Below are 13,774 nucleotides of genomic sequence, written 5' to 3' on the forward strand. Positions count from 1 at the left end.
AGCTAGCCGCCGAACTCCTCGTCGACACGGGGCCGGTAGTAACTCCACGGCTGAAACCGTTCCGGACGTTGCGAAATCATTTCCGATAACAGATCCAGCTGGTAGCGCGCCTTATCCGCATGCGGATCGTTGTCGATCGCGTCCAGTGTCACCTTGATATCGGCGATGGCCTTGCGAATCTGCCTGGGCAGCTTCATATCCGGATCCACTACGCCTCCCAATGCCGCCGGTACGTCTGGACCAGCCAGTTGTCGATGATCGCCCGGTCCGGCTCTTCCGGTAGATCGGCCGTCTCCGTCAGATACTCCAGACGTGCCGTCACCTCATCCAGCCAGCCCAGCGCATCGGACAACGTGTACGCACCCTGGCGCACGTCGACCAACTGGCCGCGGTACGGCTGCGGCATGGGCAAGGTGATCCTGCCGCGCTCCATCAGCTCGATCCCCTGGATGCCGAGACGTACTGCGTGATAAGCAAATTTGGTATCAAACCCATACCGCTCGATCAGCTCGGGGCGGTTAGCCGGGCGCGTCAACTCACCCGTCAGACGTCTGCGTTGCGAGTTGAGATAGCCCAGAAACTTGCGGCCGGCCATGCGCGACAGGAACCGTTCGGGGTGCCGTTGGATGTCCCGTCCCACGTCGGTATTGATCGTGAGCTCACGATCGGGGATGAACAGCAGTAGCAGCACCGTCGGGTTACCCGCGGCCGCGAGCCGGGCCCACTTGCGCAGCGAGTACACGACCAGGTCCAGGTCGCCCGGCCCTGATCTGACGCCCTCGGGTTGCGTCCGGAAGATGTACTGCTCGAAGGTCCGCAGGCCGATCACGCATTCGGGGGGCTCGATGCACACACCCATCTCATCGCGATCGTCGTCTCCCGTGGTGACACCGTGCAGCCCGGAACCCACCTGTCCGCGCAGGACGGTGTTCCCTTCGGCTATCAGTCGCGGCGTCTCACTTGAGTACTGCATGCGGCAGATTTCACCAGGGATAGCCCACGTAGGCAACGGAATTTGCGGCAGGCGCCGCTCACAAGTCCTTCTCGAACGGGTGAATACCGACCTCGTCCGCGGACAGATCTTGGTCGTACAGCGGACGATACCCCGCCGACAGATACAGCGCCTTGGCCTCGGGCTGGCGCGGACCGGTGGTCAGGTAGACCCGCCGGTACCCGCGGCTGCGGATCTCCGATTCCAGCGCGGCCAGGGTGCGTCCCGCCAGCCCCTGACGGCGGTGCGCACTGGAGGTCCAGATGCGTTTGAGCTCAGCGGTATCCGCGTCGTATCGCTGGAACGCACCGCCGGTCACGGCCGCGCCGCCCTGCAGTCCGATCAGCAGCCCGCCGTCCGGGGCGGAGAAATGGGTGGCCGGATAACTCACCAGGAGCTCGTGGTGCTCATCGAGGGTGCCGCCGTATCGGGTGCTGTACTCGACCGCCAGCTCGGCAAGCAGCGGAGCCGCCAACGGATCCTGCTGCTCCACCGTCACGAACTGCAGCAGATCCTCACATGCCGTCATGTCATCCTTGCCTGGGTAGTCCGCGAGGATTGATCTCCGATTTGGCCACTGCCTCGTCTTCCAATCCCCAGCGCTGCAACACCTTACGATACGCGCCGTCGGCAATCGCGTGATTGATGGCGTCGGCGAAGGCGCGCACCAGCCCGTTGTCCTTCTTGGTGAGCACCGCGATCTCGCCCTGTAGCGCCTCCCCCGCGCCCGAGAAAGTACCGACCAGCTTGGTCTGCCCGGTGGCCTGCGAATGGAAAACCGCTGACGGATTGGGCCCCACGTAGGCATCGATGCGGCCGGAGGCCAGCGCCAGGTAGTACCCGGTGGCCTGCTGGAAATACTTGAGTTCGGCGGCGGGCAGGCCCGCCGCGACGTTCTCTTCGTTCCACCGCACCAGGAGCTCCTCCTGGTTGGTGCCCGACCCGACGCCGATGGTCTTGCCCGCGATATCCCTGGGACCCTTGACCTCCCAATCCAGCGAGCGCCGGGCCTCGAAGGTGACGTTGTCCCGGCGGTAGGTCGCGAAGTCGAACTTTTCCTTACGCTCCTCGGTCACCGTCACATTGCAGATAAGCGCGTCCACCTCGCCCGAATCCACCTTCACGAAATTCTGCGCCCAGTCCGCCGATCGCAGATCGACACGCAGCCCCAGGATATCGGCGACCAGATAGCTGATATCCGTCTCGATCCCGATTATCGTCTTGTCATCAGTGGCGTAGAAACGCAATGGCGGCGCGGTATCGGTATCTCCGGCCACGATGAGCGTGCCACGCTTGCGGATTGCGTCAGGCACCTCGGCGGCAATGGCGTCCACCTTGGCGGCCCGGATACGGTCTTGTTCCGGGCCGAGATTGAATGCTGACGACATCTCGGGCTCCACCCCGACAGCACACCCGGTGAGGACCATCAGCGCCGTGCAGCAGAGAGCGGCAAGGCGCTTCACGACAACACCTTGGACAGGAAGCTGGCGGTACGCGCATGCGACGGGTTGTCCAGTACCTCCTTAGGCGGCCCCTGCTCGACGATGGCACCGCGATCCATGAACACGACGGTGTCGGCGATCTCCCGGGCAAGCCCGATCTCATGTGTGACGATCACCAGGGTGGCGCCGTCCCGCGCGAGCTGCCGAATGACGTCGAGCACCTCGTTGACCAGTTCGGGGTCCAGAGCCGAGGTGGGCTCGTCGAACAGGATCACCTTGGGGCGCAAGGCCAACGCGCGAGCGATGGCCACGCGCTGCTGCTGGCCGCCGGAGAGCCGGCGCGGATACTCGGCAGCCTTATCGGCGACTCCCACACGCTCCAGTAGCCGCGTTGCCTCGGCCTCCAGATCGGCGCGCGATGCCCGCCGCGCTGCCAACGGCGCTTCGATGATGTTCTCCAGCACCGTCAGATGCGGGAACAGATTGAAGTTCTGGAACACGAAGCCGACCTGCGAGCGCTGTCGCAAGATCGCGCGTTCCGGCAACTCGTAGAGCACCGAGCCGCGCTGGCGGTACCCGATCAGCTCACCGTCGATGCGTACGGTCCCGGCGTCCACCTTCTCCAGATGGTTCAGGGTGCGCAGCAGCGTCGACTTGCCCGAACCGGAGGGCCCGATGATGACCGTCACTTCTCCTTGCCGCACAGTCAGATTCACATCGCGGAGGGCCGCGACCTGACCGTAGGACTTATGCACACCCCGCACCTCGATGGTGCTCATCGATGCGCACCACGGGCGTAATACCGTTCGATGTAGTACTGCACCACCGTCAACACCGAGGTGATGACGATGTACCAGACGGTGGCCACCATGAGCAGCGGCACCACCCGTCCGTTACGCCCGAAGATGACCTGGACCTGATAGAACAGATCGGCGATGGCCACGGTGGACACGATGGACGTACCCTTCACCAGGCTGATGACCTCGTTGGCGGCGTTGGGCATGACCGATCGCATGGCCTGTGGCAGCACGATCCTGAAGAACTGGCGGCGGCGGGGAATACCCAGGGCCGCAGCGGCTTCCAACTGCCCCTCGTCCACGGACAATATTCCGCCCCGGATGATCTCCGCGAAGTAGGCGCCCTGATGCAGGGTCAACCCGATCACCGCGGCGGTCAGGCCGCTGAGCAGTTCGTTGGTGTCGATGGTGATCAGCGCCGGGCCGAAGGGGACACCGAAGCTAATGGTGTCGTACAGGTAGGCGATGTTGAACCAGAACAACAGCTGCACGATCAGCGGTATGGAGCGGAAAATCCATACATACGTCCACGAAATGGACTGCAAAACCGGGTTTTTGGACAAGCGCGCAGCCGCCAGCGCCACCCCGAGAACAAAGCCCAGCACCGTGCCGTAAAACGTCAATCGCAGGGTGAGCCAGAGCGCTGCCAGCACCGACTTGGCGGTGAAGTAGCGCGCGAACGTCGGCCAATCCCAGCCCGGGTTACGCACCAAACCGTGCACGAACATGGCGACAAATACCAGCGCGACCGCCGACAGGATCCAGTTCCCGGGGCGTGGGCGCCGCCGCACCCGCAATGGCGGCTCGGCAGATTCGTCAGCCACCCGGACGCGCGCAGGCGCAGCAGGTGCCGATGTCATGCGATCGAACCTAGAAACACCGACCAGTCGACAACAGTCTTTGGCTCCCGGCGAATCGAACGGTGGCGATCCGTCATGTTCCAATAGGTCATGCCAGAAATCCCCGCAGGCTTTGAAGATCTCCTGGAACAACGGCTCTACGGCCACCTCGCCACGGTCGCCGGCGACGGCTCCGCGCAGTCAAGCCCCATGTGGTTCGAATGGGATGGCGAGCGGGTGCGGTTCACCCACACCAACAAGCGGGCCAAGTTTCGCAACATTCAGGCCGAGCCGCGCGTCGCGTTCTCGATCCTGGACCCCACCAACCCCTACCGGTACCTGGAAGTACGGGGCACCATCGACCAGATCGACGATGATCCCACCGGATCGTTCATCCAGGCGCTCGCCCACCTGTACCAGGCACCGTGGGCCGGCAAGAGCACCGGCGACGAGGCCGACCGGGTCATCCTCTACCTGCGGCCCACCAAGTTCGTGAGCCACGGCTAGTCAGGCCTTCGACGGCCACCAGCTGAGCTTTCCGAAGGCCTGCGCCAGCGTGGGCACCATGAGGGTTCGTACGACGAAGGTATCCAGCAAGATGCCCACGCCGATGATGAATCCCATCTGCACCATCTGGTTGACCGAGCCGACCATCATTCCCAGCAGGCTGGCGGCGAACACCAGGCCCGCCGAGGTGATCACGGAGCCGGTCTGGCGGACGGTACGGATGATGCCGACCCGCATGCTGCGGGCACTCTCCTCCCGCAGGCGTGAGATGAACAGCATGTTGTAGTCGGCACCGACCGCGACCACAAGCACAAAGGTCATCGCCGGCACAGCCCAATCCAGCTGCTGCCCAAGGAGAACCTGGAACACCAGCACGCCGACGCCCAGCGACGCGACATAGGTGAGCACCACCGTGCCCAGCAAGTACAGCGGCGCGACGACGGATCGCAGCAGCAGGCACATCACCACGAAGATGATGAACAACGTGACCCCGATGATCTCGCGCAGATCGCTGTCGTATGCCTTCTTCAGGTCCGCGTTGATGGCGGGGAATCCGCCCACCGACACCGTGGCACCGGCCAGCGCGGTGTTGGGGGTGGCCTCATTGCCGACCCGCTGCATATCGCGGCTCAGACGCATGGCCTCGGGCCCATAGGGATTCAGCGGAGACTGGATAAGGTACATGGCAGTACGCCCGTCGTCCTGCAAGAATGCCGCGCTCAGGTCTTTGAATCCCGGGTTCTGCAGCATTGCGCCTGGTACCGAAAACCCTGATGCCGCAGTAGAACTGGAATTCTTACTGATTCCCTGCAGGGTGACGGCCGCCTCACCCATCGACCGTACGGTGTCCTCGAGCTGAGTGTTCAAGTCACGAATTCGCGTGCCCATGGTCTTGACGGAATCCATGTCCACCCCCAGCCCGCGCAGCTGCTGAAAGTAGCCCGATATGCGTTCAAACTTTCGCTGCATCTCGGGCAGCTTCGCCAGCAATCCTCGAATCTGCTTGAACTGATTGTTCATATCGCCCAGCAGCGCAGTGACCGTCTTACCCCCGGTGACCGCTCGCACCGACTCGCGCAGGCTTTCCGCCGAAGACAGCGGTCCCTTGTCGCGCAGCTCGACAAGCTGATCGCGGAGCTTCACACAATCGGGTTGCACCGGACAGAAAGGGGATTCGGTCAGCGTCTGGCTCAATGATGCCCCTGCATCGAGCGCGGAGAACGTCGCCTCGACGGAGGGGCCCATCCTCGCCAGCTGATCCACCATCCCGGCCACTGTGCCCATCTGCGATATCAACGACTGATATCGATCGAGCTGACTCTCAACCTCTTTGGCCATCGACAACATCTGCGGCATCATCTGCTGCAGCCGGGACAGATCCCCGTCGCCCAGCTCGTTGGTCATGGCTGACATGACATCGGCCAGCTTGGACATCCGATCAAGCTGGGGCCGCAAGTCGGTATTGACCTGACCACTGGTCTTGTCGATCTGTGTTCCCATGTAACCGATCTGCCATGCCAGCGTCGCCTGGGTGAGCTTGTTCCCGTCCGGCCGGGTGATGCCGACAACCTTGCCCACACCCTCGAGCTGAGAAACGCGCTCGGCCAACTGGTCCAGATCTGCCAATGCCCGCGGGGTACGCAAGTCGCTGTTGGCCTGTATCAAAAGATACTGCGGCATAGTTGAATTCGTCGGGAAATGGGCGTTGAGCATGCGCATCCCCTGGTTCGATTGCGCCGATTCCGGCAGCACCCTCGACATATCGAAACTGGGCCGCATGAACGGCACAAAGGATGCGGCTGCCAACAAAATCACTGCCGCGATCCCGAACACCGGCCACGGATGCCGCACGATGGTGACGCCCATCCGGTGCCAGTAGGCGCCGGCCCGATCAGATCCCGGCAGGCCCAGCCCGTGCTTGGCAGCCAGGCTCAGCGTCGCGGGCAGCATGGTGGTGACCACGAAGAACGCCACGATGACACCCATCGACACCGCCGGCCCGGCCGCCGCCAGGAAGGCGAGCCTGGCGGTCAGCTGAGCGACGTTCGCGATCGCCACCGTGGCCGCAGTCGCCAGAATGACCCTGGTCATCGAACCGCAGGCATGGGCCAAGGCATCCGGCGGCGTCTCCCCCGCCCGGATCCGTTCGTGATATCGGCTGACCAGGAACACCGTGTAGTTGACGCTGGCCCCCATCAGCACGGCCATCATCAATCCCGCCGACACCGACGACACCGGGACCAGCCCACGATCGGCCAGCCCGGCGATGACGCCGCGCGCGATGAGCAGGCTCATCCCCATCACCAACAGCGGCAACATCGCGGTGAACCACGAACGGAACACCAACAGCAGGATCAGGCCGATGACCACCACGGTCACCGCGCCGATTTTCGGCAGATCACCCAGCGCGGCGTTGCCCATGTCGGTGACGGTTCCCGCCGCCCCCGTGATATTCGCCGTGGTGGCCGAACCGGCAAAGGTCTGCTGCACCAAGTCGTCGACAGAACGATATGCCCTCTGCGCCAACGGAGTACCGAGATCACCGGCCAGACCCGCCAACGTGTACCACGTGGTGCCGTCCGCACTGAGAACCTGTCTGCGGGCCACCGGGTTGTTGCGCATCCGGGGATCGCCCAGCTGATCCTGGACAAAGGTGACGTACTCCCGGTTGCCCCGCAACCGCTCGATCAGCGCCGTGTACCGCGCCTGCGCGTCGGCGTCGAATCCCTTGTCGCTGTGCATCACAACGATGACGGCGTTGTCGATTCCGGGACGGCCGAAGGCCTTCCCCATCTCCTTCATCGACGCCAGCGCGGGGCTCACCTCGCCCGTCGGCAGCGGGCTCACCGAATGCTCGTTGGCCACCCGCTCCAGCTGAGGCCAGGCGGTGTTGACCAGGATCCCGACGGCAATCCAGGCAAGTATCACCAGCTTTGCGCGCTTGGCCACGAAGCGCCCCGCCCGCTCGAACGCCGGACTGTATTGGTGCGACATTGTCGGCTCCTCAGATCAACGGCGGGAAGGTGACGCTCGGCATGGCAGGTACCCCGGTCATCGGCATGACGGTGTAGCGCAGCGTGAAGGTTCCGCCGAGGTCGTCGCCGACGACCAGCACGGTGTACTTGTTGTTGAGATAGGCGTCCTGGCCCAGCACGGTTTGATGCTCAAATCCGGCATCGGTCAAAAGCTTGCCGGCGGCGGGTACCGCCGTCGCGTCGACACCGCTGACGGCCAGCGTCCGAGAATCGCCCTGACCGTCTTGGCGGTAGGTGCCTTTGACGACAGGGATGTCGTGAGGAAAGTCCGCCGGCAGCGTGCTGGCGCCGGGCGGGGGCGGCGGGATGGGCGTGATCGGCGGATAGGTGGTGCGCTCCACGGCGCCGCCCACGAAATCCGACATCGAGCAAGCACTCAGGGCCTGCGACATCATCACGGCGGCAAACACCAGCACCGCGACATGAACGCTTCGTTGCGTCATGACGGGATACTACAAAGGAACTTCCCGGAGTGCTAGCCCCTGCTAACTAAAGCTAGCCCGAGTTAGCCGAGTGCCCGTTCCAGGTCCGCGATGAGGTCATCGGTGGACTCCAGCCCGACCGACAAGCGGACCACTCCGTCGGACAGCCCGATCGCCGCGCGGCCCTCGGGGCCCATGGCCCGGTGGGTGGTGGTGGCCGGGTGCGTGATCAGCGACTTGGAGTCACCCAGGTTGTTCGAGATGTCGATGAGCGACGTCCCGTCGAGGACCTGGAAGGCGCGCTGTTTGCCCGCCACGCCGTCGGCCTCGAGCTCGAAGGTGACCACGGTGCCGCCGCCACGCATCTGCCGCTTGGCCAGCTCGTACTGCGGATGCGACGCCAGGAACGGATAACGCACCCAACGCACCGACGGGTGCTGCTCCAGGAACTGAGCGATCTTGTGGGCAGATTCGTTTGCGTGACGCACCCGAAGATCCAGTGTTTCAAGGCCTTTCACCAGCGTCCAGGCGTTGAACGGGCTGAGCGCCGGTCCGGTGTGCCGCATCAGCGTCTTGACCGGCCCCTCGATGTACTCACTCTCGCCCAGGATGGCGCCGCCGAGAACCCGCCCCTGGCCATCGATGTGCTTGGTGCCCGAGTAGACCACCACGTCGGCACCCAACGGGATGCCCTGTTGCAGCAGCGGGGTCGCGAAGACGTTGTCCAACACCACCTTTGCACCCGCGGCATGGGCCAGCTTGCATACCGCCTCGATATCGACGAGCGATTGCATTGGGTTGGAGGGGGTTTCAAAGAAAACTGCCTGCGTGGGAACCGACAGCGCCTCTTCCCACTGGGAGAGATCTTCGCCGTCGACGAACACGGTCTCCACACCCCAGCGGGGCAAGATCTCGTTGCAGACCACAAAACACGACCCGAACAGGCTGCGCGCGGCCACCAGCCGGTCACCGGCGGCCAACAGCGCGCCCAGCGCCGTGAAGACCGCCGACATGCCGGTTGCCGTCGCGAACGCGGCCTCGGCACCCTCGATCAGCCGCAGCCGCTCCTCGAACATGGAGATCGTGGGGTTGCCGTAGCGCGAGTACACGTACCGGTCGACCTCGCCGGTGAACGCTCGCTCGGCCGCGGCCGCGCTCTCGTAGACATACCCGGAGGTCAGGTACATCGCCTCGGCGGTCTCTTCGAACTCCGAGCGCAGCAACCCCCCGCGCACGCCAATGGTCGCCTGGCTCACGCCGTCGGGAAGTGCCTTCGGAATCCGCACCGATGGGATGCCGTCAGGAGTCTGATTCATGACTGCCGCCACGGCAGGCCGATGGCGCGCCAACCGACGCTGCCCCGATGCCCGTTCTCGTCCAGATTGCCCTCAAAACCGTCAAGCACGTTGTAAGACGGCGCGATTCCCGCCTCGGTGGCCAGTTCGGCCGAGCCGATCGACCGGTTACCGGACCGGCACAGGAATATCACCGGGCGATCGTCCCCTTGGGACGGCCCGGTCACGCCCGCAGCCGCCAGCTCCGCGAGGAACTCGCCGTTGCGTTCACCGTTGGAGCGCACCCACTCGATGTACACGACATCGCGCCCGAGCTCGGTGAGATCGGGAACGCCGACCCACTTCCACTCCGCCGACGTGCGCACATCGACCAGCACGGCTTCCGGGTTTTCCTTGAGCAGCGCCCACGCTGCCTCAGGGGTGATATCTCCTGCGTAGCCCACGAAGAGCCAGTCTATTGGTTGTGATGAGCCGCTTGCGCGAAGACCGTCAGTACTGACTGCACACTCTCCACGAGCCGTCTTCATTGACGAAGGAAACGGCCGCGGTGAGCTTGTTGTTCTCGGATTTTGTGTAGTGATAGGTCACCGACCCGGTGGCGGTGTCTGCGCTGATCTTGATGTCTTTGACGTCGTCGATGAAGCGATTCCCATGCGCTGCCTCGGATTTGTCCTGCGCGGCAATCACATTCTGCTCCGGTACGACGACGGCGCGGCACGTCGCCTTCAGATAGTCGGCGTAGGCGCGGCGCTGCAACGCGTCGTTCTGCGCGACAACAGCCCTGCCCACGCGACCTTCCGGGGTGAGGCCGTCACCCGACCGGAGGAAGGTCGATACCGCGATACCGATCACCACGATTCCAAAGATCGCCGCACCGGCTATGAACGGGCCGATACTGCCGCGATCCTCAGAGTCATCCGCGCCCGCCGGCTCATCCCGTCCAGTCACCGCAGATGCCTGGCGACCTGCTGCGCACGATTCAGTGCCAGCGCGGTGTTGGGGGCGGTCGCCAGTGCCACCGCGACACGGCGGCGGCGGTGCGCTTCCGCATGCCCGAACACCCGCAGGTCGCTCTCGGGGGTCTGCAACGCCTCATCGAGTTGCCTTGGCGCCGGACCGTGCCCGTCGCCGTAGACCACCTCGGCCGCCGCCGGGGACACCAGGATGGTGTCGATCGGCGCGCCCAGGACGGCGCGCGCGTGCATGTCGTATTCCGATAGCCGCTGTGACCGCACGGTCACCAGCCCCGAGTCGTACGGCCGGGCGCTCACATCGCAGAAGTACACCTCGTCGCCCCGGACGAACAGTTCGACACCGTAGACACCGTGTCCGCCAAGAGCATTGACCGCGCGCGCGGCGATCGATCGCGCCAGCTCCAGCGCCGCCTGACTCAGCGGCTGCGGCTGCCACATCTGCATCGCGTCGGTGCCGCTCTGCCGGTGCGCGATGGGCTCGCAGAAGTACAGCCTGGTTGCGCCACCTACTCCGGCGGTGCGCACCGTGAGCAGCGTGATCTCGTAATCGATCTCCACCGCGGTTTCCACCATGACCCGGCGGCCGCCGCCGATGTTGGCCGCGATGGCCTGTTCCCAGGCCGGCGTGAGGTCACCGTCGCGCAGCACCACCGATTGCCCCTGGCCGTACGCCGCCGCCACCGGGCGCACCACCGCCGGGAAACCCGACGTCTCCAGCACCGCGCGCAACTCCTCGACCGAGTTCGCGAACCAATAGGTGGGCGTGGGCAGGCCAAGCTCCTCGGCGGCCATCCGCCGCATCCCTTCGCGGTCGGCGGCGAGCCTGACCGCCTTGGCCGTCGGGATCACGGCAGTGATCTTGTCCTCGGCGAGCTTGTCCAGAGCCTCACGCGACGCCAACTCGACCAGCGGCACCACAAACCGGGGCCGTTCCTTCTCGATGAGCTCATAGAGGCGTTCGGACTCGCCGATCGGCGCGAGCACGGAACGATCCGCCACACCGTGGGCCGGCCCGCCCGTTGCGGTATCCACCACAATCACCTCGGCGCCCAGCCGCTGGAACGAGATGGCCAGTTCCTTGGCCAGCTCACCCGAGCCGAGCAACATCACGGTGGTGCGACTACCGGCCGACGGTTCCGCTTCCTCGACAGGCAGATCCTCGGGCTCCGGAGCTTCCGGCGCGGCCGTCACGGACGCATCCGCCGCGGTATCCGGTGCTTCGGTGGTCTTGACGACGGGCTCCACGCTCTTGACAGCCTTGGCGGCCTTCACGCCGGATTTGGCCCCATTGGTGGCGCGGACGGCGTCTTCAGTCACTGGTGCCGCCTCGGCGCGCACGGGCTCGACGATGTCTGTCGACGCCGCCGTCCCCTGCTCGCTGGGAGGCGAACCCTCCTGCGTCACCACGATGCCGTTCACGCCTTCCGGTCGGTCTGCAAGCCCCTTTGGGCCGTGCCTAGCGTGCCAGATTGCCACATATCCTCAACCGAGAGTGCTGTGAACGTAACACCAGCGCCAATTCTCACCCGGCTCGTGTGAACGCATCACCGGATGCCCGCTGGCATGAAAATGCGCGGTGGCGTGCTGGTGAGGGCTGGAATCACAACAGCTGACCCGACCGCATTCCAGGCACATCCGCAAATGCGCCCACACCTGCTCGCCCAGCGCGGCACAGTCCTCGCATTCACCGGGTGTACGGGGCTGCGGGTCTTGCCCGGCAGCAGCCGCCAGCTCCGGACAGAGACCTTGGTCCGGTGTCGACGTGGGCGCGGATGATCCACGCCGAAACAGCCGCCTCATATCTGTCCTCTCGCGTGCCCACTTGGATGTCCGAACCGTTCTCCGCACAGAATACGAATGTGAACGTTTCACTGTTGGCTGTACTCACGGCCGCGTTGGTGCTGGCCGCGATTTCCCGGCGATTCGGCCTGTCCACCCCGTTGGTGCTGGTCGTGGCGGGTTTGGCGGCCGCGACCATCCCGGGTATGCCGTCCATCGAAATGGATCCGGACCTGGTCTTGTTCGTGATCCTGCCGCCGCTGCTCTACACGACGGCGCTGGAGAGCTCGTACGTCAACCTGCGTAAGAACACCAGGGCAGTCGGCAGCCTTGCCGTGCTGCTTCCCCTGGTGACCACCATCGCCGTGGGCTTTGTGGCGTTCTACGCCGTCCCCGAGCTGCCGTTGGCCGGTGCCATGGTCCTCGGTGCCATCGTGGCCCCACCGGATGCGGTTTCCGCCACCGCCATCGGCCGCCGCCTGGGCCTGCCACGCAACATCATGACCCTGCTGGGCGGGGAAAGCCTGCTCAACGACGCTACCGCGCTCACCGCGTATCGGGTCGCGATCGCCGCGGCGATCGGGCTCGGCGCCACCGTGGCGGACGGCTTCAAGATCTTCGCCCTCGCAGCCGTCGGTGGTGTCTTCGTCGGGTTTGTCATCGGCAAGTTGGTCAACATCATCCGGTGCAAGCTCGACGATCCGCTCTCGGAAAGCGCCATCGGGCTGGTGGTGCCGTTCTTCGCCTATCTGCTGGCTGAGGAGATTCACGGCTCCGGTGTGATCGCCGTCGTGGTCGCGGGCCTGATGCTGGGACACCGCTCGGTGCACGCCGGGTACGCCACCCGGCTCCAGGACGACGCGGTGTGGAGGGCCGTGCAGCTGCTACTCGAGTCCTTCGCGTTCCTGCTCATCGGACTGCAGCTCCCCAAGGTCATCCAGGGACTGCGGGGCTTGTCCTTCAACACCATCGTGCTGTCCTCCGTCGCCGTGCTGACCACGGTGATAGCGGTCCGCATCGTCTTCGTCTTCGCGTTCGCCTATATGCGCCCACCCGGCCAGCGCCCCTCGGCGCGCGGAGTCTTCGTGGTGGCCTGGGCCGGGATGCGCGGCGTGGTGTCCCTGGCCATGGCCTTCGCGGTTCCCCTCACCACCGTCACCGGTGAACCGCTGCCCGGACACCCACACATCGTCTTCCTCACCTTTGTTGTCGTGGTGGGAACCCTTTTACTGCACGGGCTTACGCTGCCATGGGTGATCCGCGTGCTCGGCGTGCAAAGTGACGACGAACGTAAGGATGCCCTGGCCGAGGCAGCGGCCCAAGACAAGGCCGCCCGCGCGGCCGCCGACCGCTTGGAAGAACTCCTCGACGACAACGACGGCATCGAGGACACCAATGTGCGCAGCCGCGCCGCGGAAATCCTGCGGCACTGGAACACCCGGCGCCGCAACGCGGCATGGGAGCGCCTCGGACGCGACGACGAAGACGCCGGTGAAAGCCCGATGGCGGCGTTCCGGAACCTGCGACTGGAGATGCTGGAAGTCGAACGCGCGGTGTTCATCGCCGAACGCGATGCCGGCAACATCGACGATGAGGTGCTGCGCACCGTTCTACGCGGCCTCGACCTGGAAGAGGCCACCATGAACCAGGCCGACCGCTAGGTTCCGCCGCGCTTCCCATGCCGAGGGTTGCG

15 protein-coding genes are annotated in these 13,774 nt (G+C 64.8%); 2 read left to right on the forward strand and 13 right to left on the reverse strand.

Features of this window, described 5'->3' with window-relative positions:
- Positions 1 to 2: 2 nt before the first annotated feature.
- The 6 genes from ABG82_RS24090 to ABG82_RS24115 are packed head-to-tail and all read right to left on the reverse strand — an operon-like array spanning position 3 to position 4,090.
- Positions 3 to 197 (reverse strand): hypothetical protein, encoded by a 195-nt coding sequence (locus tag ABG82_RS24090; protein WP_043076876.1) that lies wholly within the window; start codon positions 195 to 197, stop codon positions 3 to 5.
- Positions 198 to 208: 11 nt separating this feature from the next.
- A complete protein-coding gene (locus ABG82_RS24095) occupies positions 209 to 973 on the reverse strand; it encodes a DNA polymerase beta superfamily protein (RefSeq protein ID WP_043076796.1) in 765 nt (254 codons plus the stop codon).
- 58 nt (positions 974 to 1,031) lie between these two features.
- The gene (locus ABG82_RS24100; protein WP_043076797.1) at positions 1,032 to 1,520 is read right to left on the reverse strand and encodes a GNAT family N-acetyltransferase; all 489 of its coding nucleotides are present in this window, start codon (positions 1,518 to 1,520) and stop codon (positions 1,032 to 1,034) included.
- 1 nt (position 1,521) lies between these two features.
- Positions 1,522 to 2,418, reverse strand: a complete 897-nt coding sequence (locus ABG82_RS24105; protein ID WP_276049435.1) for an ABC transporter substrate-binding protein — start codon at positions 2,416 to 2,418, stop codon at positions 1,522 to 1,524.
- A 32-nt stretch (positions 2,419 to 2,450) separates the two neighbouring features.
- A complete protein-coding gene (locus ABG82_RS24110) occupies positions 2,451 to 3,212 on the reverse strand; it encodes an amino acid ABC transporter ATP-binding protein (protein WP_043076799.1) in 762 nt (253 codons plus the stop codon).
- Complete coding sequence (locus tag ABG82_RS24115; RefSeq protein WP_043076800.1) at positions 3,209 to 4,090, reverse strand: amino acid ABC transporter permease; 882 nt, start codon at positions 4,088 to 4,090, stop codon at positions 3,209 to 3,211. The genes ABG82_RS24110 and ABG82_RS24115 overlap by 4 nt, the downstream gene beginning before the upstream one ends.
- Before the next feature lie 90 nt (positions 4,091 to 4,180).
- Between ABG82_RS24115 and ABG82_RS24120 the strand changes: the two genes are divergently transcribed.
- Positions 4,181 to 4,576, forward strand: a complete 396-nt coding sequence (locus tag ABG82_RS24120) for a PPOX class F420-dependent oxidoreductase (RefSeq protein ID WP_043076801.1) — start codon at positions 4,181 to 4,183, stop codon at positions 4,574 to 4,576.
- Here the strand turns inward: ABG82_RS24120 and ABG82_RS24125 are convergent, their stop codons facing one another.
- The 7 genes from ABG82_RS24125 to ABG82_RS27965 all read right to left on the reverse strand — a co-directional run bounded on the left by ABG82_RS24125 (position 4,577) and on the right by ABG82_RS27965 (position 12,102).
- A complete protein-coding gene (locus ABG82_RS24125; RefSeq protein WP_043076802.1) occupies positions 4,577 to 7,570 on the reverse strand; it encodes an MMPL/RND family transporter in 2,994 nt (997 codons plus the stop codon). It lies immediately after the preceding gene.
- A 10-nt stretch (positions 7,571 to 7,580) separates the two neighbouring features.
- Complete coding sequence (locus ABG82_RS24130; protein ID WP_043076803.1) at positions 7,581 to 8,054, reverse strand: hypothetical protein; 474 nt, start codon at positions 8,052 to 8,054, stop codon at positions 7,581 to 7,583.
- 62 nt (positions 8,055 to 8,116) lie between these two features.
- Positions 8,117 to 9,349, reverse strand: coding sequence for an O-succinylhomoserine sulfhydrylase (locus tag ABG82_RS24135; protein ID WP_043076804.1), 1,233 nt, complete (start codon positions 9,347 to 9,349; stop codon positions 8,117 to 8,119).
- Entirely contained in the window at positions 9,346 to 9,771 is a 426-nt protein-coding gene (locus tag ABG82_RS24140) for a rhodanese-like domain-containing protein (RefSeq protein ID WP_043076805.1), read from the reverse strand. Before ABG82_RS24140 ends, ABG82_RS24135 begins: the two co-directional genes overlap by 4 nt.
- Positions 9,772 to 9,817: 46 nt before the next feature.
- On the reverse strand, positions 9,818 to 10,276 hold the full coding sequence (locus ABG82_RS24145; protein ID WP_043076806.1) for an Rv0361 family membrane protein: 459 nt from the start codon (positions 10,274 to 10,276) through the stop codon (positions 9,818 to 9,820).
- A complete protein-coding gene (gene purT / locus ABG82_RS24150; protein WP_043076807.1) occupies positions 10,273 to 11,721 on the reverse strand; it encodes a formate-dependent phosphoribosylglycinamide formyltransferase in 1,449 nt (482 codons plus the stop codon). Before purT ends, ABG82_RS24145 begins: the two co-directional genes overlap by 4 nt.
- A gap of 63 nt (positions 11,722 to 11,784) precedes the next feature.
- On the reverse strand, positions 11,785 to 12,102 hold the full coding sequence (locus ABG82_RS27965; RefSeq protein WP_078343679.1) for a UBP-type zinc finger domain-containing protein: 318 nt from the start codon (positions 12,100 to 12,102) through the stop codon (positions 11,785 to 11,787).
- A 59-nt stretch (positions 12,103 to 12,161) separates the two neighbouring features.
- Between ABG82_RS27965 and ABG82_RS24155 the strand changes: the two genes are divergently transcribed.
- Entirely contained in the window at positions 12,162 to 13,742 is a 1,581-nt protein-coding gene (locus ABG82_RS24155) for a Na+/H+ antiporter (RefSeq protein WP_043076877.1), read from the forward strand.
- Positions 13,743 to 13,774: the final 32 nt, after the last annotated feature.

Source organism: Mycobacteroides immunogenum, assembly GCF_001605725.1.
GTDB lineage: Bacteria > Actinomycetota > Actinomycetes > Mycobacteriales > Mycobacteriaceae > Mycobacterium > Mycobacterium immunogenum.

What these genes read in the sequence shown, in the direction of transcription:
- ABG82_RS24090 (WP_043076876.1), bottom strand. Translation starts at nt 197, where the DNA reads ATGAAGCTGCCCAGGCAGATTCGCAAGGCCATCGCCGATATCAAGGTG.
- ABG82_RS24095 (WP_043076796.1), bottom strand. Translation starts at nt 973, where the DNA reads ATGCAGTACTCAAGTGAGACGCCGCGACTGATAGCCGAAGGGAACACC.
- ABG82_RS24100 (WP_043076797.1), bottom strand. Translation starts at nt 1,520, where the DNA reads ATGACGGCATGTGAGGATCTGCTGCAGTTCGTGACGGTGGAGCAGCAG.
- ABG82_RS24105 (WP_276049435.1), bottom strand. Translation starts at nt 2,418, where the DNA reads ATGGTCCTCACCGGGTGTGCTGTCGGGGTGGAGCCCGAGATGTCGTCA.
- ABG82_RS24110 (WP_043076799.1), bottom strand. Translation starts at nt 3,212, where the DNA reads ATGAGCACCATCGAGGTGCGGGGTGTGCATAAGTCCTACGGTCAGGTC.
- ABG82_RS24115 (WP_043076800.1), bottom strand. Translation starts at nt 4,090, where the DNA reads ATGACATCGGCACCTGCTGCGCCTGCGCGCGTCCGGGTGGCTGACGAA.
- ABG82_RS24120 (WP_043076801.1), top strand. Translation starts at nt 4,181, where the DNA reads ATGCCAGAAATCCCCGCAGGCTTTGAAGATCTCCTGGAACAACGGCTC.
- ABG82_RS24125 (WP_043076802.1), bottom strand. Translation starts at nt 7,570, where the DNA reads ATGTCGCACCAATACAGTCCGGCGTTCGAGCGGGCGGGGCGCTTCGTG.
- ABG82_RS24130 (WP_043076803.1), bottom strand. Translation starts at nt 8,054, where the DNA reads ATGACGCAACGAAGCGTTCATGTCGCGGTGCTGGTGTTTGCCGCCGTG.
- ABG82_RS24135 (WP_043076804.1), bottom strand. Translation starts at nt 9,349, where the DNA reads ATGAATCAGACTCCTGACGGCATCCCATCGGTGCGGATTCCGAAGGCA.
- ABG82_RS27965 (WP_078343679.1), bottom strand. Translation starts at nt 12,102, where the DNA reads ATGAGGCGGCTGTTTCGGCGTGGATCATCCGCGCCCACGTCGACACCG.